Below are 23020 nucleotides of genomic sequence, written 5' to 3'. Positions count from 1 at the left end.
TCTGATCGCGGCGGCGTTGTTCCGGATGAAGTCGTGACGCTCATCGCAGGGCGTTCCGTGACCATAAAAGCAACTGGAGGAGAGATGAGACACGCAGAAAACCCCGACATCGTCGGCGCGCGCGAGCGCCGTGGCCGCGGGGCGGCCCGCATGAAAACGACGGCAGACCATCCCTATACGACCGGACTCGAGCGCGACCCGGCGAACTTCATTGCCTTGTCGCCGCTGACGTTTCTCGAACGCGCCGCATCCGTCTGGCCGGAGCGCACGGCCATCGTGCACGGCACGATACGCCGCGACTGGGCCGAAACCTACCGGCGTTGCCGGCTGCTCGCCGGCGCGTTGCGCGGGCGCGGCATCGGCAACGACGATACGGTGGCGATGATCGCGGCCAATACACCGGAACTGTTCGAGGCGCATTTCGGTGTACCGCTTTGCGGCGCCGTCCTGAACACCATCAACACACGGCTCGATGCCGACACGATCGCGTTCATTCTCGGCCACGGCGACGCGAAGCTGCTGATCACCGACCGCGAATTCTCCTCGACGGTGAAGAAGGCTCTGGCACGGCTCGGCCGTGCCATTCAGGTCATCGACATCGACGATCCACAGTTCGGAGAAGGCGATCTGCTCGGCGAAAAAGACTACGAGGCGTTGCTGCAGGAGGCCGCGCACACGGAATTTTCTGTCGCGATGCCGGAAGACGAATGGCAGGCCATATCGCTGAACTACACATCGGGCACGACGGGCAATCCCAAGGGCGTCGTGTATCACCATCGCGGCGCATATCTGAACGCCGTATCGAACGCACTATCGTGGCATCTGGACGAGGACACGACCTATTTGTGGACCTTGCCGATGTTTCACTGCAATGGCTGGTGCTTTCCGTGGACCATGGCGTTGGTGGCCGGCACCAGTGTCTTTCTGCGCCATACGCGGGCCGAGCGAATTCTCGCCGCCATCCGCACCGAGGCGGTCACGCATTTTTGTGCGGCGTCCGTAGTGTTGAACATGATCAATAACGCCGCGCCGGAGCTGAAAGCCGGCATCAGTCATGGAGTCAAGGTCATGACCGGCGGTGCACCGCCGCCCGCTTCGGTGATCGCCGGCATGGAGCGCATGGGCTGGGACGTGACGCACGCCTACGGGTTGACCGAGTCCTATGGGCCGGTCGTGCAATGCGTGTGGCGCGACTCGTGGAATGCACTCGATCTCGATGCGAAAGCGCGGCTCAAGGCCCGCCAGGGAGTGCGCGGCCCCGCTCTCGAGGCAGTGATGGTAGCCAGCCCCGATACGCTGGAGCCCGTTCCAAAAGACGGGCAAACGCTCGGCGAGGTATTTCTGCGCGGCAACAACGTGATGAAGGGCTACCTGAAGAATCCGGACGCCACCGTGGAGGCATTTTCTGGCGGGTGGTTTCACACGGGCGATCTCGCGGTATGGCACCCCGATGGCTACCTGGAAATCAAGGACCGCTCGAAGGACATCATCATCTCGGGAGGCGAAAACATTTCGTCGATCGAGATCGAGGACATACTGTATTCCCATCCCGCCGTTCTGGAGGCGGCAATCGTCGCGCGTCCCGACGACAAGTGGGGCGAGACACCTTGTGCTTTCATCGCGCTCAAAGCCGATTCGGCGGTGACCGAAGCGGACATCATCGCGTTTTGCCGCGAGCGGCTGGCACATTTCAAGGTGCCCAAGACCATCGTGTTCTCGCCTCTGCCGAAGACTGCGACCGGCAAGATCCAGAAGTTCCACTTGAGGGAGCGGGCGCGCCAGCTGTGAAAGAGGCGGCGGCGTAGCGCCAGCCGCCGCGTTTCGATCAGCGCGAGGACGCCTCCTTCTGGTCCACGCGAAACTTGCCGGGACTTTGTCCCATGGTCTTCTTGAACATGGTGATGAACGAGTTCGGACCTTCATAGCCGAGCTCGAGCGCCACGGCGTGAACCGACGCGCCTGCCGACAATCGCTGAAGCGCAATGATGATATGCAGACGCTCGCGCCAGCGCCCGAAGGTCATGCCGGTTTCGCTGCGTACCAGCCGCGCGAGCGTACGTTCGCTCATCGCATATCGGCGCCCCCATTCCGCGATCGTGCTGCGGTCGGCGGGGTTGTCGAGCAACGCCGAAGCGATCTGTTGCAGCCGGGGATTGTCGGAGATCGGGAGAAAGACGTCGTCGGGCGCCAGCAGCGCGAGCTGATCCAGCAACACTCTGGCGAGCCGGCCCACCGGGCCGTCCTTCGGATAGTCGGGCGGGAACCTGGCCAGTGAACGGATCAGCTCGCGGATGAGCGGCGTGATCGTAAAGCTGCGGCAGTCGGTGGGCAGGCCGGCCTCGTCGGGCGGAATGAAGATGACGTACAGCTTGGCGAAATCGGAAGCATGATTGCTGTGCGGAATGCCACCCGGAATCCACACCGCGCCGTTGGGCGGAACGATCCACCATCCGCTCGGCGATCGGCACATGACCGACCCGCTCAATGCGACGACCAGTTGCCCCTTGCGATGAACGTGCATCGGCAGCTCATCCTCTTTTCCGCTCGTCTCCAGGAGAACGGAAATGACCGGCAAATCGACGGAGTCCGGATCGAACGGCTGATAGTTGATCTTCACCGGGTCTGTCATGGCTCGCGAAGCGGACATGCCGATTTCAGGATTGTTGGGTTCCACGGTTCACTCGCTTTCTGCGCCTGCCTGGCCTCGGTGAATTCATGTATCGCCGCCCTCGGTGCAACATACGGTGGGCCATCCGACTGACGCGATTTTAATCCGCCGAATCAACGATGGCGCTGGCAAATCAAAATTAAATTTGGCCCCGTCGGACCTACACTGGCTCGATGAAAATTCACGAGACATCAGGTATGAAAACCGACGAATTGATTTGCACACGGATCGACGCGGACGTCGTGCAACTGACGATCGACCGGCCGCCGGCGAACGCACTGAACGAACCGCTCATCACCGCATTGATGTCCGTCTTCCGCGACTTCGCTCGACACGACGTGCCACCCGGCATCGTGCTAACCGGGGCGGGAGAGAAGTTCTTTTGTGCCGGCGGCGATATCAATGAAGTGGCGGACCATGAGCTCGCCCTGTCGCGCATGGAAGCGTTCCACGCGTTCCTGGCGCAACTCGAGCAGTATCCGAGCCCGCTCGTGTGCGCGGTCAACGGCTATGCAGTGGGTGCCGGATTCGAAATGGCGCTGCATGCGGACTACGTCGTCGCGTCCGCTGAATCCCGGCTGGGATTTCCCGAGATCAATCACGGCCTGTTGCCCGCGGCAAAAGGCATGCGCCACGCAGCGGCCCTGCTGGGTCGACGGGCCGCGCGTTCGCTGCTTTTTTCCGGTGAACTGATCACGGCCGGAGAGGCGTTGGCGATAGGCGCGGTGGACGCGATCTCCGCGCACGATGAAACGCTGAGAGACGCGCTGGCCAAATGCCGCGCGCTTTGCGCCAAAGATCGCCAGCTGTTCGCCGCCATCAAGCGAACGCTGCGCGAGAGTCCACGGATGAACGACGAAGCTCTGCTGCAGATGACGCTCGATGACCTGCGTGGATATCTCGGCAACGCGCGGACCGCGGACGCAAGATCCAGATTTCTGAACCGCAACAAGAAGGCCTGATCGTGAGCAATCTCAAACTGCCGGAAACGCTGCATCTTGCCCGCATGACGTATGAGGACGTGGCGGCCGCATTGGCCACGCAGTTCGATCGCGTCATCATTCCTTGCGGCGCAATCGAGCAGCACGGCCCCCATCTGCCGCTGAGCATGGATGCCGATCATGCTGACGCGCTGGCCGTGGAAATCGCCACGTTGCTGGAGCGAACGCTGATTGCGCCGACGATACGAGTGGGATGCTCGAAGCACCACATGGCCTTCCCGGGCACGATCTCGTTGCAGGAGCACACGTATGCCGCGCTCTGCCACGATTACTGCGTGAGCCTCGCGGCACATGGATTCAAGTGCATCTATCTGTTCTCGGCGCATGTCGGTAACTTCAATGCCCTTCATGCGATGTTGCCGGAATTGCGACAGGCCGTCGGGCCGGACGTCCAGGTGCTTGCCTATACGGATCATCAGGCGTGGCTGCGCGAATGGCGACTGGCCGTCGAGGAAGCCGGCGGCGATCCGGAATCCGTGGGCGGACACGCAGACATCGCAGAAACCTCCCTCATGATCCACCTTGATCCGGACAGTGTGCGACTCGCTCGACTCACGACCGGCCACGTGGGCGCCATGACGACCGAGCAATTGAACCGGATGTGGAAGGAGGGCGTGGCGTCGATCTCCCGAAACGGCGTGCTGGGCGATGCGCGAGGATCGTCACGCGAGATTGGCGAGGCCTGTTTGCGTGCGACGGCGAGGCTTCTCGCGTCGGCATTTGCGGCCGAATCGTCGACCTAGAAAAAGACGGAAAGCCGGCAGCATGATCTGCCGGTATCGGCAAGGTTGCGGCATGAAAAGAATAAAAAATGCTGCGGGATGTGCGGCAATATTTATTCATGAAAACAAAAGAGACATCAAGACAGAGAAGGCATCCGGATGGATAAGTGTCGCCATCCAATCTGGATGCGCTGTTTCTAAATCAGGTTAAACGACGATGTTAATTGGTTGGCGGCGTGACACTGCCCGAACCTCGGCAGCAGTTCGCACGCGCCGTGAATTTTCGAATTACGACTGTCAAGGAAAAGGAAATGCCATTGAAATTCGGTTTTTGGTCCGAGCAGGAGACGCAGGTCTGGCATAGCTACTCGAACAGGCTTCGCGAGCTGGTTCGCGAAGCGCGCTTCGCCGAGCAAATGGGTTTCGACTTTGTTGCGTTGTCGGAGCAGCACTTTGCGCTTGGCGGCGTGTCGAGTTCGGCGCCTGAAGTGGTGTTCGGTTATCTCGCGGCCGTCACTTCGCGAATCAAGCTGCGTCCTGCCGTGGCGCTGATGCCGAAGGCCATCAATCACGCGCTGCGTACCGCGGAACGGCTGGCGGCCACCGACATCCTCTCCGAAGGCCGGATGGAGATGTATTGCGGGCGCGCGAACACGACGATCGCAATGCGCGCGTTCAACGTATCGCCCGAGGAAACCCTGCCGCAAATGGAAGAGGGCATGGCGCTGTTGCGCAAAGCGATGCGTGAGGACGTGTTCACTTTCGAGGGAAAGTATTACCAGGTGCCGCCCCGGTCGCTCGTGCCGAAGCCGTTGCAAAAACCGTATCCCGTCCTCGGCGTTGCCGCCACCAGCGCGAACAGCCATGCCTGGGCCGGCTCGGAAGGCCTCGCGGTGATGAGCCATGCGATTTATCAGGGATGGGAGAAACAGAAGGGGCTGCTGGACACCTACTGGAACAGCTGGAAGCGCGATGAGACCGGGCCGTTGCACAAGCCGCGCGCCGGCATGCCGCTCTTCATCGGTATCGGCAAGACCGACCAGGAAGCGAAGGACATTTACGCCGGCGCGATCATGAACTATGCGCGCATCTCGACTGATGCGTATCCGCGGCTCGCCAAACTCGCGGACAACTACGCGTACATGGCCGAAAGCGTGCCCGCAATGCAGCGCGCCGCCGAAGATTGGGACTACCTGCTGAACGAATCCGCCACCACGGTGTGCGGAAGCCCCGACACCGTCATCCGTCAGTTGGAGCAATACGAGAAGCTCGGAATCGACGAGGTGCTGCTGCATATCGACTCGGTGCCGCACGAGCAGATCATGTCGACGATCGACATGGTGGGCCGTTACGTGATTCCGCATTTCAACGATCGCAACAACATCGTCCGCCCGACCGACGAGTTGCTCGAGAAGATTCGCGCCATGCGCCCGCAGGCCGCCAACCCGAAGCAAAGTCAAGGATGAACCGATGAATACGTCTTCGCGCTATCAGTATCTGAATGTCGAACAACGGTCCTCCGGTGTCGCGATCGTCACGATGAATCGCCCGGAAATCCTGAACGCCATCAATTGGGACATGCACGACGAACTCGAACGGGTATTCGTCGAGCTGGATCACGACAAATCGGTCAAGGCGATCGTGTTGACCGGCGCCGGCCGCGGGTTCTGCTCGGGCGGCGACCAGAAGTCGATCGACAACGGCAATATCCCGTCGGCGACGCGTGGTGGCCGTCACCTCATAAGAAACATGCTGGAGGTCGAGGTGCCGATCGTGGCGGCGGTCAATGGCGTGGCCGTGGGCCTGGGCGCGACGCTCGCGCTGTTCTGCGACATGATTTATGCGAGCCCGACCGCACGGTTCGCCGATACGCACGTCAATGCCGGTGTCGTCGCGGGCGACGGCGGTGCGGTGATCTGGCCGCTTCTGCTCGGGCCGGTCCGCGCGCGGCACTATCTGATGACGGGCGACTTCGTCAGCGCGGAGGAAGCGCTGACGATGGGGATGATCAACAAGATCGTCGAAAGCGACAAGCTGCTGGAGGCGGCGCTCGATTACGCGGAGTTGCTCGCGAGCGGCCCGCGCGACGCGATCGTCTGGACGAAGTACTGCGTCAACAAGCTCGTCAAGCAGAATGCCCATCTGCTTCTCGACACGTCGATCGCTCTGGAGACGATCACGTTCAATTCGCCCGAGCGGCGCGAAGCGGTGGCTTCGTTTACCGAAAGGCGCAAGCGCTTTGGAGACAACTGGAAATGAGCGCGGCACCGTGGACTTCCGGCAATCAATTCGCGACCACCACCATTCCGGCCTTGCTGATCGAGCGCGTGAAGAACGGCGCTGACGCAGACGCGTTCTTTCAACGGCGTGCCGGAGCGTGGGTGCCCACCACCTGGAAGGGCTATGCGAACGCAGTCTGTTCCGTATCCGCAGCGCTCGGCGCGGCCGGGGTCGCACGAGGCGATCGGATTGCCATCATGGGCGACGTATCGCGGGAGTGGCTGATTGCCGACATGGCGACGATCTGCTCGGGCGCGGTGACGGTAGGCGTCTATTTCACCGCGTCGGTCGAAGAGGTCCGCTACTACCTGGAGGATTCAGGGGCGACACTCGCTTTTGCCGGAAGTGCCGAGCAGCTTCGGGTCATGAAAGCGGCCGATACGTCCAGCAGGCTCCTCAAGATCGTGGTGCTCGATCCGGACTGGAAGCGCTCGCCTGACGAAACCGGCATGAATGTCGTTTCACTCGCCGAGTTCGCGTCGCATTTTGACGGCGACGAAGTCGCCTATCTGCGTGAGCAGTCCGAGCTTGCGCGGCCGACGGACCTGGTGAGCCTGGGTTACACCTCGGGAACCACGGGGGCGCCGAAAGGCGCGATGCTGACGCACGTGTCGATGCTCGCGGGAGCGTTCACGTGGCCGACCTTCTGTCCGGCGATATTGTCCGAACCGCAGCGCATGGTGATCCATCTGCCGCTTTCGCACACGGTCGCGCGCATTCAGGCGACGACGCTGCCGTTGATCGCGAAGACGGTATCTTACTTCGTCGACGTGTCGGCCGATTTCGCGAAGTGCATTCAGGAAGTCAGACCGACGTCCTATATGGCGCCGCCGCGCTTCTATCAGAAGTTCGCGACCCAGATCATCAACCACGTGAACGGCAGCAGCGAAGCCGAGCGGAGAAACTACACGCTCGCGCTCGGCATCGCGCGGGAAGTGCTGGCCGATCGCCAGGACGCAGGCACGGGCGACCCGTTCAAGGAACAGCTCTACGCCATCTGCCGTGAGCGCGTGTTCAAGCCGTTGCTGGCCAGAATCGGCTTCGACGATTTGCGCTATCCGTACACGGCCTCCGCTCCGGTGCCGCCCGAGGTCGTCACGCTGTTTCAGTTGTGGGGCGTCAACCTGAAAGAGAATTACGGGCAAACGGAGATGGTCGGCGGCAACCTCGCGCAGGTGACCGACTGGTCGAGGCCCGGCAACTCCGGGGTCCCGCTCGACGACCCCGCCTGGGAAACCCGCGTGTTGCCGGACGGCGAAATGATCGTTCGGGGGCCGGGGCTGTTCATCGGCTACTGGAACAAGGAAGCCGAAACGAAGGCCGCGCTGCGGGACGGCTGGCTGTACACCGGCGATATCGTCGACGTCGGCGCGGACGGTTCGTACAAGCTGATCGATCGAAAGAAGGAGCTCATCAATACGGCCGCCGGCAAATCGATCAGCCCGGTGCAGATCGAAAACGAACTGCGCCAGAGTCCGTACATTACCGAGGCACTCGTGATCGGCGAAGGGCGCAAGTATCTGACGGCGTTGATCGAAGTCGACGGCACGCTCGCCATGGACTGGGCCAGGACGCACGACCCGTCGGTCACGCAGTACGCCGATCTGGCCAGTTCGCCGCCCGTTATCGACCTGATCCGTGAAGAAGTGGAAAAGGCGAATGCGAGGTTGGCGCGCGCGGAGCAGATCAAGGCGTTCAGGATATTCCCCGAGGAACTCACACCGGAAAACGGCGTGATGACCGCCACGCGCAAGAAACGCCGCAAGGCATTGATGGCACGCTACGCGCACATTATTGCCGGCCTTTACGACGACGCCGAAGAGCGGTTGATCAAGGAGCAACTCGTCGGTTCAGGGACAGCAGCGTCCGTTCACCGGCAATAGGAATCGCCGGCAGCGCAATTGGCCACGAGAACCCGTCGACGGTGCGGCGCGGGCGATGAACGGTGCAACGCCACGGGTACTTCGCCACGCATGCTTCATGCAAGGACCCGTGGCGCGCCGCCACGAAGCCGCACCGCCGTTCCGTCCACCGAGAGAGGTACCGCCGTGATAGCACTTTCCCCCGACCGCACGACCTTCCGCGAAGCCATGTCCCGTATCGGCGCAGCGGTGAATATCATCACCACCACGACGCCTTCCGGCGATGTCGGCATGACGGTGTCCGCAGTGTGCTCCGTCACCGACGATCCTGCTACGGTGCTCGTTTGCATAGGCCGGTCCAGCCGTCAATATGGACACTTCAGCAAGGCGGGCATCATCTGCGTCAACGTTCTTTCCCATGAGCACGAGATGCTTGCACCGATCTTCGCGGGCAAGGGCGATGTCCCGATGACCGAGCGCTTCACGTACGGCGAGTGGATCCGTCTCGTCACGGGTGCGCCGGTGCTGGCCACAGCGGCCGCGAGTCTCGACTGCACGGTGGACCGGAGCATCGACATCGGCACACATACGGTCTTTTTCTGCGCCGTGCAGGCGCTACATCTCGGCTCCGCGTGTTCGGGCCTCGTCTATCACGGGCGAGCTTATCATCGGCTGCCGCAGCAGCATGCGTGACACGGCGCGGCCGTTTCCCAGCGACCACAAGGCCAGGCCGATTGTTGCCGTTCGAAGTTTCTGCTGACAGTGTCCGCCGATACTGCTGATGGGTTCGTTTGCGGTGGCGTCGTCAGCAAAGGACGAGAGCTACACCGGGACGATGGAAGTCGATGGTGGGCTGCCCCGGCTTTATACAAATTGCGGGTCTTCCGATGTAGAGCGATGACCTGGTGCAGACGTGAGATGGCGGACTTCTAGGTCGGAGTGTTACGACGATGAATGGCGCTACGGGCGAACACGAACGATTACGACCGCTTGCGTTCGGAGCCGAAGCCGGCCGGGCGAGGGCGTTGCTGCGCACTTTCCGCCAACAACGACGTTCTCACCATTGCTTGACGTAGACAAACGCGGTCAGCCAGTAGCCGAGGAAGCCGAGCGCGAAGCCGGCTTCGTCGCCTGCGGTGCCGTTGATGACGGCCCACGCACCTCACGCCTCCAGACGAGATTCGTGCGAAACCCTACACAGCATTTGACCCGCCAAGAAAGCGCAATACCGCCCAGTTGAACGCCCCGGCGCGGTCGAGATTTGCATGATGTCCGCCTCCGGGAAGCGTTCCGTAGCGGGCACCCGGAATCATGGCAGCGAGCCGCTGCCCTTCGGTCGCCGGAAAAATGCTGCCGTCTTCGCTTTGCAACACGAGCGTTTCGCTGCGTACGAGATTCAGTCGCCTTCTGACGTCGTAGTTCGCGATCCCGATGCAAAGGCGGGCAAGCTGCGCGGAATCGGTGGTTGCCGCGCGCGCATGGCCGATCTGATACGCGATCTCGCCAGCTTCCGATTGAGCGAATTCGGCGCTCACCATCAGCGGCCACATTTCCTCGAACCAGCGGCTTGCGCCATCGTCGCGCGCGAAACCGCATTTCCAGAACTCGAAGCGCCGGACGAAATCGTCGTCGACCAGGTTCGAGAAGCCATTGCAGACGACCAGCTTGCCGACGCGTGCGGGCGCATCGAGCGCGATCGTCAAGGCGATCGCGCTACCAAGCGAGATGCCGACGAGGGCGGCACTTTCGAGGCCAAGATAATCCAGCAGAAACTGCAGCCTGCCGGCAAGTTCCCTCACGTCAAGCGTGCGATCCGGATACGAAGACGCACCGTGCCCCGGCAGATCCGGCACGATGACGCGATAACCCGCTTGACGCAGAAACGGAATTTGCCGTGTCCATGCGAGACCGCAGCTACCCAGATCGTGAATCAATATGATCGGTTGGCCGCTGCCGACGTCCGCATAATAAAGATCGTGGTCACTGAATGATAGTTTTGCCATCTGCCTGCTCCACTGCTGTCCCCCGTGTACTTCTGAACTATCTTAATATTGAGATATATTGGCTGCAAGTTGAGCGACCAAGCCCCCATCGAATGCGAGGATATTCATGACGGTTCCGGGTACCGAAGATCACGTTGACCTCGTCGTCGCGCAATGGCGCGACGAGCGGCCTGAACTCGATGTGGCGTCGATGGAGGTGTTCGGGCGTTTGGCGCGACTGGCAAAGCATTGCGAGAAGGCGCGGACCGAGGCGTTGTCGCCGTTCGGCTTCAAGGAAGGCGAATTCGACGTTCTGGCCACGCTTCGCCGGGCGGGCGCACCGTACGAACTGTCGCCCACGCAGCTGTACCGCTCGCTGATGATTTCGTCGGGCGCGATCACGAACCGGCTGATGCGACTCGAGCAGGCCGGCCTCGTCGAGCGCATTCCGAATCCGCAGGACGGCAGGGGAATGGCCGTGCGATTGACGCGCGAAGGGCTCGCACTGATCGACAGGGCGGTGAATGTACACGTGGACACACTGGATCTGTTGCTCGGCGGGCTGGATCGGGACGACCGCACGACACTTGCATCACTGCTGAAGCGTGCGCTTCTCGCGCTGCCGGGCGAAGCGCTCCCGCCCGATTGCGAACGGTGGGCGCGAGGGGAGCAGGCGTGACAGACCGAACCTCGATGGGTTTAAGATAAAGACCGCAACAAATGAGGCCGGCGACAACAATAACGATAAGGAAATATCGTGCTTAACAGTAACGTATTGCGCCAACTCGATCTTCAGGACGTGATGGTATTTCTGTGTCTGTACGAACATAAAAGCGCGCGCCGCACTGCCGAGGTCCTGAGCATCAGCCAGCCGACGGTCAGCTATTGCCTGAAACGCTTGCGCAATTGCTTTCACGACGTACTGTTCGACGTCGATCGCGGCAGCCTCGTCGCGACGGCCAAGGCCGAGGCGATCGAGCCGTATCTGCGAAACGTGATCGATGCGGTGAACCACTGCGCCGACATGGACGACGACCAGGTGGCCGCCACGTCACGCCGCGTGATGCGCGTATGCGCGCCGGAGTATTTCGAGCTGCTGCTCTTGCCGGGGGTGCTCGAGTCGTTCATGAAGCGCGGCCGCGAGACCTCGCTGATCGTCGATCGCCTCGGCCGCGAGCTGCCGGTAGAACGGCTGCTGGCCGGCGAACTCGATTTCGCGATCGGCTTCGGTCCCGGCTATCATCGGCTGCATCCCGACCTGCAATGGGAGTCGGTGCTCTCCGACACCTTCGTGTGTCTGACCGCTTCGCGCAAGCTCGCACCGTCGACGCGCGTCTCGCTCGACGAATTCTGCGACATGGAGCACGTGTTCCCCACGCCGTGGGTATCCGAGCGCAACATGATCGACGGCTGGCTCGAAAAGCTCGGCCGCTCGCGCAGTATCGTCGCGCGCGCCAACACGTATCAGGCCTGCCTGAACATCGTCGCGCGGCTGCCGGTCGCGCTGACGCTGCCGCGGCGCCTGATCCAGCACCTGTCGATTCCGGCGAACGTACAGATCTGCGAAGTGCCCCTCGGCTTCCCGACCTTCACGCTGGACGTGATCTGGTCGACGCCGATGGAGAAGAACCCCGACATCCGCACCATGCGCAGCCTCTTCAAGGATCTCGCGAGCGCCAACGCGTTCGAGCCGGGGGAGTTGCCTCGCGCCTAGCCGCAATCGGTTCGCGCCGGCCGGCGAGCGGTGCGGGTTATTGCCAATGGGGAAGCAAAGCCGGGCTTCCTTTCAGGAACCTGAACAAAATTCACATCCACCATTTAATTTTTAAAACGGTGCGCCCCGCCGTGTCGGTAGATTAGTCAGTGTTCGACGAGGCCGTGCTTCGAACACAAAACTAACCACACTGAGAGGCAACCATGATGGATGTTGTTGATGTAGTCGCTGCGAGGGTTCAGCACAAACCGTTACCGCGTTTCGGCTTCGAGTTGATCGAAAGCCTCGAGGCCGGTCAGAAGGCGATCGACCTGGTCGATACCGATCAGTTGTACGAGCAACTCGCCCATTCGGGTGTCGTGATCTTTCGCAATTTCGCCGATACGCTCGACGATTTCAACCGCTTCGTCAGCCTGCATTCGGCGCGCGTCACGTTCGATCCCGCGCGCAAGACCTCGACGGAGAACACCGCCGAAATCGATGCCGGCGAGCTGGAAATGGGCCTGCACCGTGAGAACGGCAACCTGCCGTTCACGCCCGACCTGCAATGGTTCTACTGCCTCGAGCCGGCTCGCGTCGGCTCCGAAACGACGATCTGCGACGGGCAGCGCGTGCTGCAGGAACTGACGCCGGCCGTGCGTCGTCTGTTCGAGCAACGCCAGATCAAGTATTCGCGCCGCATTCCCTGGCCGAACGTGCAGCGCTTCCTGAGCGTCGAACTCCAGCTGCCGGCGCACGAGGTGAACGACTCGCACCTCGAGGTCGTCAACCAGCGCGTTCGTGGCCAGCACTATCGCCGTCTCGACCAGTTTCTCGTGTCGTCCGAGCGTGTGACCGATGCGATCACCGTCAGCTGCTTCTCCGGCCGTCGCGCGTTCTGCAACTCGCTGCTCGGGCCGAGCGTGAACTACGAGCCGCCGCTGATCACGTGGGCCGACGGTACCGACATCGATTTCGAGGTGTGGGACGAAATCAAGGACGTGACCGCCCGCTATACGTACGACCTGTTCTGGAACAAGGGCGACGTCGTCGTGATCGACAACAGCCGCGTGATGCACGGCCGCCGCCGTCTCGCGGACACGGGCCGCCGCATCTTCGGTGCGCAAAGCTATCGCAAGGGAGCAATCGCATGATCAGCGCACTCATCGAACGTCATTTCGCCGAAGCGCCGAACCGCATCGTCGTGCGGGAGATGGACGGCCGCGAATACTCGCTCGATCAACTGCGCGCCGACGTCGCGCGGATCGGCGGCAAGCTGGAGGAGGTGTACGGCGATTGCAGCGGTCTCGTGTTCGGTATTGCCGCGCGCTCGAGCTACACGTGGGTGGCGACGATGCTCGCGATCCTGCGCGTGAAGGCGGTGCTTCTGCCGGTGCCGATCGAGTTTTCCGACGAGCAGATCGGCAGCCTGTTGCACAAGGCCACCGCGATCTTCGCGCAGGATGCGCAAACGGCCGCGCGCATCGGTTCGATCCTGCCCGGCATCTCGTGCATTGACGCCGCGAGCGAGCGCGACGAATGGCCCGCAGCGGGCGCACCCACCGGGGAGCGGATCGAGCCGGGCATCTGCGGGATCATCCATACGTCCGGCACGACGTCGAAGCCGAAGGGCGTGAAGATCCGCGACGAGGCGGTCGGCCTGCTGGTGACGAACGTGCTGAAGCGCGTGCCGGCCGGCCCGCTCGATTACCTGTCGATCGTGCCGATGAGCCTGCTGATCGAACAGGTGCTCGGCGTGTTCCTGCCGGTGCTGTCCGGCGGCTCGCTGACGCTGATGCCCGCGCACTACGCGGAGTACGGCGCACGCAGCGGCAATGCGCGCGAATACCTGGACCTGATCGCCCGCGTCGATCCGAACTTCCTGTACCTGCCGCCGAAGCTGCTCGAGGAGGCCGATGCCTTGCTGGAGTCGACCAGTACGACGCAACTGTTCGGCCGCCGCAATCCGCACATCATCACGGGCGGCGCGAAGATTCCGGCCACCGTGCTCGAATCGTTGGACAAGCGCGGCGTGCAAATATACGAAGCGTACGGTCTCAGCGAGAACAGCTCGATCATCTCGCTGAACTATCCGGGGCAGCGCCGCATCGGTTCCGCCGGGACGTTCCTCGACGGCATCGAGCCGGTGATCGTCGACGGCGAGCTGCGCGTGCGCACACCGACGCTCTGCGCGGGCTACTACAACTCGGACGATACGTCGTGCGAGCTCACCGACGGCTACCTGCATACCGGCGACCTCGCCGAGATCGTCGATGGCTTCCTGTACATCACCGGCCGCAAGAAGCACGTGATCATCCTGTCGACGGCGCGCAACATCTCGCCGGAGTGGGTCGAGACGGTCTACAAGGAAAGCGCGCTGATCGACGACATCGTGGTGTTCGGCGAAGGGCGCGAAGAGCCGGCGGCGATCGTGCTGTCCACGCACGACGAAGCGGCGGTGCGCGACGAGATGGCGCGGCTCGAACCGCGGCTCGCGGATTTCGCGCGGGTGCGGCGCGTGCGGGTCGTGACCGACATCGAGCGCTTCCGCACGGATTACTACACGGTCACCGGGCGGCCGCGCCGTCAGCTGATCGAGCGTGACCATGCGGCGTCGCTTTACTGACCGGGGAGCCGAACGTGCAGATCGTACGGACCTTTCACCCGGGCCAGGACGCCTATCGCGAGATTCAGCTCGCGGTCTCGCAGCACTACTATCAGGCGCACGGCGCGCGTCCTGAGCCTCGCCCGGACCAGTTCTGGTGTCTGACCGACCGCGAGAGAACCTTGCCCGGATACGCATGCCTGGGGCTCAGCTGGGGCGATAGCGCGCGGCTGTTCTCGGAGCACTACCTCGACGAATCGCTGACGAGCCTGTATGGGCTGTCGCGTGCGGAGCTGATCGAGCTCGGGCAGTTCTCGTCGTTCGGCCCGAAGGGCGCCGGGCGCTACCTGATGGCGAGCGTGTTCCGCACCCTGGCCCAGCACCACTACCGGTACGTGCTGATGACGGCGACCGAGCGCGTGCGTTACATCGTGCAGTCGTTGCAGATCGCCTACGACGATCTCGGCCGCGCGTGCGTGAGCCGGGTGCGTGACCGGCATGTCGACTGGGGCACGTACTACGACAACGCGCCGCGCGTCATCATGGTAAGGATCGACGACATGGCCCGACGCAACGATTTGCCGATGTGGAGCCCGCTCGGCGATCCGCCCTCGGCCCGAATGCCGCCAAGGCAGGTCGAATGCACCGCCAACGGTCACTGATCCCGACAGGCCGCACGCACTCGCGTCGGCCTGTCCCGTCATTTCAGGAACGTCCCCATGTCCAACTCAAACAGATATGAAAACTTCCTCGTGTTCCTGGCGCCGCTGATCAATAGCGTCGGCGGGATCGCGATCGACCTCTATGCGCCCAGCATCCCGGCCATCGGTCGAGAACTCGACGTCATGCCGAGCATGATGCAGAACACGATCACGATCACGCTCGTGTTCTATGCGATCGGCCAGCTCGGCTTCGGCATCCTGGCCGACTGGTGGGGCAGACGCCCGTCGATACTGTTCGGCCTCGTGCTGTTCATCGCCGGCAGCGCGCTGGCGGTCGTCGCGCCTTCGTTCGAGGTGCTGATGGCGGGACGCGCGATTCAGGGCTTCGCGATCGGCTCGTGCCAGGTCGTCGCGCGCGCCGTGCTGGTCGACCGGCTGAAGGGCGACCGCTTCCGCGTCGCGATCGTCTACCTCAGCCTGGCGTTCGGGCTGGGCCCCGTGATCGCGCCTTACGTGGGCGGACACGTGCAGGAGTGGGCCGGCTGGCGCTGGAACTTCGTCGTGTACTGCGGTTATGGGCTCATTGTGCTGTCGTTCGCGTTCGCGGGCCTGCGCGAGACGCTGCGGCCGGAGTTGCGGCGCACGCCGCGGCAAACCATTGCGGGCTATCGCGAGATCCTGTCTGATCCGCACTTCCAGTCGGCTGTCGCGATGCTCGGGATGAGCTTCTCGGCGTTCCTGATGTGGAACGTGATCGGCCCGTACATCGTGCAAATCCGCCTCGGGCATTCCGCGGCTTATTTCGGTTCGACTGCGCTCGGCGTCGGCCTGTGCTACCTCGGCGGCACGACGCTGAACCGGAGCCTGATCCGGCGCTACAGCGGCGAGCAGCTGATGCGCGTCGGCATCGCGACCTTTGCGCTCGGGGTGGCCTGCGTGGCGTCGAGCGGCGTCGAGCTGAGCCTCGTGACCGCCCTCGGCGGGATCATGCTGATCGCGTTTGCACAGGGCTTCATCTTCTCCAACGCGATGGCGCGCTCGATGGCCCTGTTTCCGGGCCGCGCGGGCGCGGCAGCGAGTCTGCAAGGGTGCCTGATGCTGGCGCTCGGTTCGATCGTGTCGGGGGTCGTCAGCGCATTGCCCATGGAGACGAACGCGACGATTGCCATCATGTTCGCGTGTCTGCTCGGCGTGACCATGATCGGCTTCCGGCAGCTGCATCGCCGCCATCCGCAGGTGGCGCGATGAAGGCCGCCGTCGCGCTCGTGCTGCGGCTCGTACTCGGCGCGTTCTGGATCTGGGCGGGCTTGACGAAGATCGTCGGGCACTTCGATGCAGGCCCCTTTCTGACGGCAGCCGTCTCGCGATCCGCGGTGGCGCCCGAAGCCGTGCGGCTCGCGCTGACCGGCGCGATCGTGCACGTCGCGCTTCCGCACGTCGTCGCGGTGAACCTGATCGTGCCCTGGCTGGAACTGGCGGCAGGATTATCGATCCTGCTCGGCATCGCGATCGCGTGGGGTGTCGCCGGCGCGGCGGCGATGTCGGTGCTGTTCCTGATGTGCGGGGCGGTCGGCACCAATCCATTGCTGCTGTTCGGCGCCGTCCTGTTGGCGATGTCACACTCGTATGCGCGCGCATGGACCCTTCATGCGCCGCGAGCGCCTGCCACGACCATCTGAGCTCGTAGCGGGCGTTGCTTCGCCGCTTGCCGCGTTCGTCGCGGCAAGCGGCTTTTTTCGTGTCGGGCATGCGAAAAATTTAAACGGGGATTCGAAAAGTTGACGTCCGGGCGCGGCGGCTCCACCCAAACTGACGTCATGACTGATTCATTGGGGAGATATCGGTGAGACGCTCTGTGTTCCTTGCCGCAGGCGCGTTGGTCGTCCTGTCCGGCGCATTGTTCCTTTGGCGCACGGAACGTGTATCGGCGGCCGATCGGCCTGCGTCGCCACCGGCGCCGTTGCCGGTCGAGACCATCGTCGTGAAGCCGCAGGCCGATGCGCCGACGCTCGAGGCGGTCGGCTCGCTCGAAGCGGTGCGGCAGGTGACCATCGCGCCGGAAGTCGCCGGCCGCGTCGTCGACATCCGGTTCGTCGCGGGCTCGCGCGTGAGCGCCGGGCAAACGCTCGTGCAACTGTACGATGCACCCGAGCAGGCGAAGCTCGCCGGCTTGCAGGCGAAGGCCGACTACACGCGCCGGCAGTTCGACCGCGCCGTGCAACTCGTGCCGAACGGCGCCGAGCCGAAGGCGACATTCGACGCACGCCGCTACGAGCTCGACGCCGCGCGCGCCGATATCCGCGAGACTCGAGCGGTCATCACGCAAAAGCTGATTCGCGCGCCGTTTTCCGGCGTGATCGGCTTGCGCCGCGTGAACCTCGGGCAGTACCTGAACCCGGGCGACCCGATCGCGACGCTGACCGATCTCGGCGTGTTGTACGCGAACTTCACGGTGCCGCAGAAGGAGTTGAGCCGCGTGTCGCTCGGCCAGACGGTGCGTGTGACGACGGATGCGTATCCGGGCCGGACCTTCGAAGGCCACGTGACGGCGATCGAGCCGCAGGTCGGCGACGAGACCCGCAACATCACCGTGCAGGCCACGGTGACCAATACCGGCCAGTTGCTGCGCCCCGGCATGTATATCGACGCGCATCTGGCGCTGCCCGGCCGCGACGCGGTGATCAGCGTGCCGGATACCGCCGTGCAGACCTCCCAGGCGGGCGACACCGTGGTGGTGGTCGAGCAGCGCGACGGGCGCGGCGTCGGCGTTGCGCGCGTGCGCCAGGTGCGTGCCGGCGCGCGCGAGCGTGGCCGCATCGTCATCGAGGACGGGCTGCGCGCCGGCGACGTGGTCGTGACGACCGGGCAGTTGCGCGTCGCACCGGGCGCGAAGGTGCAGGCGCTGGCCGATGCGGGCACACAACGGGAGACGGTGCGATGAGCCAGACCACGCAGGGCGCGCGTTTCACCGACATCTTCGTGCGGCGGCCGGTGCTGTCGATCGTCTGCAGCCTGCTGATTTTGCTGGTGGGCCTGCGCTCGCTCGGTGCGCTGCCGGTGCGCCAGTATCCGATGCTGGAGAGCGCGACGATCAGTGTCGAGACGGCCTATCCCGGTGCGTCGCAGGCGTTGATGCAGGGCTTCGTGACGACGCCGATCGCCCAGTCGATCGCGACCGCGGACGGCATCGAGTATTTGACCTCCACGTCCACGCAGGGCAAGAGCGTCGTGAAGGCGCGGCTGCGCCTGAATGCGAACGCCGATCGCGCGATGACGGAAATCATGGCGAAGGTGCAGGAGGTCAAGTACAAGATGCCCGAAGGCGCGTACGACTCCGTGATCACCAAGCTGACCGACGCGCCCACGGCCGTGATGTATCTGGGCTTTTCGAGCGATACGTTGTCGATCCCCGAGATCACCGACTACGTGGTGCGCGTGGCGCAGCCGCTCGTCACCACGGTGCCGGGCGTCGCGTCCGCCGACATCGTCGGCGGCCAGAATCTCGCGATGCGCGTCTGGCTCGACGCGTCGCGGCTCGCCGCGCACGGGCTGTCGGCCGGCGATGTCGCGGCCGCGCTGAAGGCGAACAACGTGCAGGCTGCGCCGGGCCAGTTGAAGGGCGCGCTGACCGTCGCCGACATTTCCGCGAACACCGACCTGACCGACGTCGGCGCGTTCGGCAACCTCGTCGTGAAATCGGAGGCGAACGGCAGTTTCGTGCGCTTGCGCGACGTCGCGACGATCGAGCTGGGCGGCCAGCAATACAACGCGAGCGCGCTGATGAACGGGCGCCGCGCGGTCAACATCGCGATCAACGCGACGCCGTCGGGCAACCCGCTCGACATCGTGCGCGGCGTACAGGCGTTGCTGCCGACGATGGAGCGCAGCAAGCCGGCCAGCATCAGGATCGGCGACGTGTTCGACGTCGCGCGCTTCGTCAACGCGTCGATCGACGAGGTGCGCGAGACGATCATCGAGGCGATCGCGATCGTCGTGGTCGTGATCTTCCTGTTCCTCGGCTCGTTCCGTGCGGTCGTGATCCCGGTCGTGACGATTCCGCTCGCGCTCGTCGGCTCGGCCGCGCTGATGCTGGCCGCGGGCTTCTCGCTGAACCTGCTCACGTTGCTCGCGATGGTGCTGGCGATCGGGCTCGTCGTGGACGACGCGATCGTCGTCGTCGAGAACATTCACCGGCACATCGAATCCGGCGAGCCGCCCGCGCGCGCGGCGCTGCTCGGCGCGCGCGAGATCGCGTCGCCGGTGATCGTGATGACCATCACGCTCGTTGCGGTGTATGCGCCGATCGGGCTGATGGGCGGGCTGACCGGCTCGTTGTTCCGCGAGTTCGCTTTCACGCTCGCGGGGGCGGTGTGCGTGTCCGCGGTGATCGCGTTGACGCTCTCGCCGATGCTCAGCTCGCTGCTGCTCGACAGCCGGATGTCGGAGGGCCGTGTCGCGCGGGCGATCGAACACACGCTGTCGCGCGTCACGCACGCGTACCGGCGCCTGCTGCATGCGAGCCTCGGCGCGCGGCCGGCGGTGCTGGTTTTCGGAGCGGGCGTCCTGTTGGGCATCGGCCTGCTGTTCAGCGGCGTGAAGCGCGAACTGGCGCCGCAGGAGGACCAGGGCTCGATCATGCTGCAGGTGAAGGCGCCGCAGTACGCGAATCTGGACTACCTCGAACGCTACGCGCCGCAGATCGAGAAGGTGTTCCGCTCGCTGCCGGAAGCGGATACCAGCTTCGTGTTGAACGGTGTCGGCGGTGCGAATCTCGGCTTCGCCGGCGTGAACCTCGTCGACTGGTCGAAGCGCACGCGCAGTGCGGCCGACCTGCAGGCGCGGGTGCAGGCGGGCGCGAACGCGATCGCCGGCGACCAGGTGTTCACGTTCCTGCTGCCGTCGCTGCCCGCGTCGAGCGGCGGCCTGCCGATCCAGATGGTGCTGCGCGCGCCGGCCGATTTCAACGGCATCTTCGCGACGATGGACAAATTGAAGGCTGCCGCGTCGAAGAGCGGGCTGTTCGCGGTGGTCGACAGCGATCTGACGTTCGACAGCCGTGCGGTCGGCGTAACGATCGACCGCAACCAGGCGAATGCGCTCGGCGTGACGATGAAGGACATCGCCGATACGCTCGCGGTGCTCGTGGGCGAGAACTACGTGAACCGCTTCGATCACGACGGCCGCTCGTACGACGTGATTCCGCAGGTCGCGCGCGCCGAGCGCCTGTCGTCGGACATGCTGAACCGCTACTACGTGAAGACGCGCGGCGGCAAGATGGTGGCGCTGTCGACCGTCGTGCGCGTGTCGAACGGCAGCCAGGCCAACGCGCTCACGCAGTTCAATCAGATGAACTCGGCGACCCTGTCGGCGGTGGCCGCGCCGGGCGTGACGATGGGGCAAGCGGTCGAGTTTCTGCAGAAACAGCCGCTGCCGGCCGGCTACGAGATCGACTGGCTCGGCGAATCGCGGCAATACGTGCAGGAAGGCAACCGGCTGACGGTCACGTTCGTGTTCGCGCTCGTCGTGATCTTTCTGGTGCTCGCCGCGCAGTTCGAGAGCCTGCGCGATCCGCTGGTGATCCTCGTGTCGGTGCCGCTGTCGGTGTGCGGCGCGTTGGTGCCTCTGTACCTCGGCTTCGCGACGCTGAACATCTATACGCAGATCGGGCTCGTGACGCTGATCGGCCTGATTTCCAAGCACGGGATCCTGATGGTGAGCTTCGCGAACGAACTGCAACGCACGCAGCACCTCGACCGGCGCGCGGCGATCGAGCACGCGGCCGCGGTACGGCTGCGGCCGATCCTCATGACGACGGCCGCGATGGTCGCCGGGCTCGTGCCGCTGATTTTCGCACGCGGCGCGGGCGCGGCCAGCCGCTTCGCGATCGGGATCACGGTCTCGACCGGCATGCTGGTCGGTACGCTGTTCACGCTGTTCGTGCTGCCGACCGTGTACACGCTGATCGCGAAGCGCCATCGCGAGGCCGCGAACAGCGAGCGCGCCCGCGTGCTGGAGACCGTATGACGATGCAATCTGCAACGCGTGCCGCGACGGGACGCAACGAGGGCAACATGAATGGATTTCGCATGGCGGCCGCCGCGGCGCTCGCGCTGTTCGCCACGGGCTGCACGATGGCGCCGCATTACACGCGGCCCGACGCGCCCGTCGCGCAGGCGTACCCGGCCGGCGGCGTCTACGCGACGCAGCCCGCTGCGGCCGGCACGCGCAGCGCCAACGGCCAGGCGGCGACCGCCATCGGCTGGCGCGAATTCTTCGCCGATCCGCGCCTGCAGCGGCTGATCGAGATCGCGCTGAACAACAACCGCGACCTGCGCGTCGCGGTGCTGAACATCGAGGCGTCGCGCGCGCAGTACCAGATCACGCGCGCGGGGCTGTTCCCGACCCTCGACGGCACCGGCTCCGGCAACATCCAGCGCTATCCCGCGGGCGTGTCGACGACGCGCCAGCCGCTCATCACGCGCACCTACAGCGTCGGGCTTTCCGCGTCCTGGGAGCTCGACCTGTTCGGCCGCGTGCAGAGCCTGAAGGACCAGGCGCTCGCGCAGTACCTGTCGACCTCGTATGCACGGCAGGCCACCGAGATCTCGCTCGTGTCGCAGGTCGCGGACCAGTATCTGACGTTGCTGTCGACCGAGGACCTGCTGAAGGTCACGGAGAACACGCTGAAGACCGCGCAGGCGTCGTACGACCTGACCAAGCTGCAGTTCGACAACGGTACGGGCTCGGAGCTCGATCTGCGTCAGGCGCAGACGGTCGTCGAGCAGGCGCTCGCGAACCAGCAGGCGCAGGCGCGTGCGCGGGCGCAGGCGGTGAATGCGCTGGTGCTGCTGATCGGCGAGCCGCTGCCGGACGATCTGCCGGCCGGCATGTCGCTCGACGCGCAGAACCTGCTCGCCGACGTGCCGGCGGGCCTGCCGTCGGACCTGCTCACGCGTCGTCCCGACGTGATGCAGGCCGAGCAGACGCTGCTGGCCGCGAACGCGAACATCGGCGCGGCGCGCGCGGCGTTCTTCCCGCGCATCTCGCTGACGGCCGCGTTCGGCACCGCGAGCCCGACGCTCGGCGGGCTGTTCAAGGCCGGCACGGCGGCGTGGTCGTTCGCGCCGCAGCTGACGATGCCGATCTTCGAAGGCGGGCAGAACATCGCGAACCTGAACCTCGCGAACGTGCAGAAGCGCATCGAGATCGCGAACTACGAGAAGGCGATCCAGTCGGCGTTCCGCGAGGTGTCGGACGGTCTTGCCGCGCGCGGCACGTACGATCTGCAGATCGCCGCGCTCGAGCGCAACGAGCATGCGCAGCAGCGTCGCTTCGATCTGTCGGACCTGCGTTACAAGAACGGTGTCGACAGCTATCTGTCGGTGCTGACCGCGCAGACGGATCTGTATTCCGCGCAGCAGTCGCTGATCAGCGCGCGCCTCGCGCGCTGGACCAACCTCGTCGATCTGTATCGTGCGCTGGGCGGCGGCTGGATCCAGCACGCCGGCGAGACGCCGCGCGCGCCGGATGCGTCGGCCGATTGAG

Annotated in this window: 19 protein-coding genes; 17 read left to right on the top strand and 2 right to left on the bottom strand. The window is 64.1% G+C overall.

Annotated features, from left to right (window positions below):
* The first annotated feature begins 150 nt into the window (after nucleotides 1–150).
* Nucleotides 151–1788 carry an acyl-CoA synthetase gene (locus tag MYA_RS24040; RefSeq protein ID WP_034194555.1) on the top strand — a complete coding sequence of 546 codons (1638 nt, stop codon included), beginning with the start codon at nucleotides 151–153 and terminating at the stop codon, nucleotides 1786–1788.
* Nucleotides 1789–1825: 37 nt separating this feature from the next.
* On the opposite strand, the gene MYA_RS24035 is transcribed toward MYA_RS24040, so the two are convergent.
* On the bottom strand, nucleotides 1826–2647 hold the full coding sequence (locus MYA_RS24035) for an AraC family transcriptional regulator (RefSeq protein WP_011694458.1): 822 nt from the start codon (nucleotides 2645–2647) through the stop codon (nucleotides 1826–1828).
* Nucleotides 2648–2865: 218 nt separating this feature from the next.
* On the opposite strand from MYA_RS24035, the gene MYA_RS24030 reads away from it, so the two are divergent.
* From MYA_RS24030 to MYA_RS24005, 6 genes are all read left to right on the top strand, one after another.
* On the top strand, nucleotides 2866–3630 hold the full coding sequence (locus tag MYA_RS24030; protein ID WP_014725460.1) for an enoyl-CoA hydratase/isomerase family protein: 765 nt from the start codon (nucleotides 2866–2868) through the stop codon (nucleotides 3628–3630).
* A 2-nt stretch (nucleotides 3631–3632) separates the two neighbouring features.
* Entirely contained in the window at nucleotides 3633–4412 is a 780-nt protein-coding gene (locus MYA_RS24025) for a creatininase family protein (RefSeq protein WP_014725459.1), read from the top strand.
* A gap of 290 nt (nucleotides 4413–4702) precedes the next feature.
* Complete coding sequence (locus tag MYA_RS24020) at nucleotides 4703–5857, top strand: LLM class flavin-dependent oxidoreductase (protein ID WP_041494223.1); 1155 nt, start codon at nucleotides 4703–4705, stop codon at nucleotides 5855–5857.
* 4 nt (nucleotides 5858–5861) lie between these two features.
* Nucleotides 5862–6650 carry an enoyl-CoA hydratase/isomerase family protein gene (locus tag MYA_RS24015; RefSeq protein ID WP_011882678.1) on the top strand — a complete coding sequence of 263 codons (789 nt, stop codon included), beginning with the start codon at nucleotides 5862–5864 and terminating at the stop codon, nucleotides 6648–6650.
* The gene (locus MYA_RS24010) at nucleotides 6647–8554 is read left to right on the top strand and encodes an AMP-dependent synthetase/ligase (RefSeq protein WP_014725457.1); all 1908 of its coding nucleotides are present in this window, start codon (nucleotides 6647–6649) and stop codon (nucleotides 8552–8554) included. Before MYA_RS24015 ends, MYA_RS24010 begins: the two co-directional genes overlap by 4 nt.
* A gap of 165 nt (nucleotides 8555–8719) precedes the next feature.
* On the top strand, nucleotides 8720–9226 hold the full coding sequence (locus tag MYA_RS24005; protein WP_226151841.1) for a flavin reductase: 507 nt from the start codon (nucleotides 8720–8722) through the stop codon (nucleotides 9224–9226).
* A gap of 500 nt (nucleotides 9227–9726) precedes the next feature.
* On the opposite strand, the gene MYA_RS24000 is transcribed toward MYA_RS24005, so the two are convergent.
* Nucleotides 9727–10536: an alpha/beta fold hydrolase gene (locus tag MYA_RS24000; protein WP_014725455.1), complete on the bottom strand. Its 810-nt coding sequence runs from the start codon at nucleotides 10534–10536 to the stop codon at nucleotides 9727–9729.
* A gap of 106 nt (nucleotides 10537–10642) precedes the next feature.
* On the opposite strand from MYA_RS24000, the gene MYA_RS23995 reads away from it, so the two are divergent.
* From MYA_RS23995 to MYA_RS23950, 10 genes are all read left to right on the top strand, one after another.
* Nucleotides 10643–11194: a MarR family winged helix-turn-helix transcriptional regulator gene (locus tag MYA_RS23995; RefSeq protein WP_014725454.1), complete on the top strand. Its 552-nt coding sequence runs from the start codon at nucleotides 10643–10645 to the stop codon at nucleotides 11192–11194.
* 78 nt (nucleotides 11195–11272) lie between these two features.
* Nucleotides 11273–12229, top strand: a complete 957-nt coding sequence (locus tag MYA_RS23990) for a LysR family transcriptional regulator (RefSeq protein ID WP_014725453.1) — start codon at nucleotides 11273–11275, stop codon at nucleotides 12227–12229.
* 203 nt (nucleotides 12230–12432) lie between these two features.
* Entirely contained in the window at nucleotides 12433–13362 is a 930-nt protein-coding gene (locus MYA_RS23985) for a TauD/TfdA family dioxygenase (protein ID WP_014725452.1), read from the top strand.
* Entirely contained in the window at nucleotides 13359–14834 is a 1476-nt protein-coding gene (locus tag MYA_RS23980; RefSeq protein ID WP_014725451.1) for an AMP-binding protein, read from the top strand. Before MYA_RS23985 ends, MYA_RS23980 begins: the two co-directional genes overlap by 4 nt.
* Nucleotides 14835–14848: 14 nt before the next feature.
* Entirely contained in the window at nucleotides 14849–15475 is a 627-nt protein-coding gene (locus tag MYA_RS23975) for a thermostable hemolysin (RefSeq protein WP_034194523.1), read from the top strand.
* 57 nt (nucleotides 15476–15532) lie between these two features.
* Nucleotides 15533–16723 (top strand): multidrug effflux MFS transporter, encoded by a 1191-nt coding sequence (locus MYA_RS23970; protein WP_014725449.1) that lies wholly within the window; start codon nucleotides 15533–15535, stop codon nucleotides 16721–16723.
* Nucleotides 16720–17154, top strand: a complete 435-nt coding sequence (locus tag MYA_RS23965; protein WP_014725448.1) for a hypothetical protein — start codon at nucleotides 16720–16722, stop codon at nucleotides 17152–17154. Before MYA_RS23970 ends, MYA_RS23965 begins: the two co-directional genes overlap by 4 nt.
* 158 nt (nucleotides 17155–17312) lie before the next feature.
* A complete protein-coding gene (locus MYA_RS23960) occupies nucleotides 17313–18416 on the top strand; it encodes an efflux RND transporter periplasmic adaptor subunit (RefSeq protein WP_081054779.1) in 1104 nt (367 codons plus the stop codon).
* Nucleotides 18413–21499: an efflux RND transporter permease subunit gene (locus tag MYA_RS23955; protein WP_014725446.1), complete on the top strand. Its 3087-nt coding sequence runs from the start codon at nucleotides 18413–18415 to the stop codon at nucleotides 21497–21499. Before MYA_RS23960 ends, MYA_RS23955 begins: the two co-directional genes overlap by 4 nt.
* 47 nt (nucleotides 21500–21546) lie before the next feature.
* A complete protein-coding gene (locus tag MYA_RS23950; RefSeq protein WP_041494329.1) occupies nucleotides 21547–23019 on the top strand; it encodes an efflux transporter outer membrane subunit in 1473 nt (490 codons plus the stop codon).
* The last annotated feature ends 1 nt before the right edge of the window (nucleotide 23020 follow it).

Source organism: Burkholderia sp. KJ006, assembly GCF_000262695.1.
GTDB lineage: Bacteria > Pseudomonadota > Gammaproteobacteria > Burkholderiales > Burkholderiaceae > Burkholderia > Burkholderia vietnamiensis.
This window is presented reverse-complemented; position numbering and strand designations above follow the sequence as displayed.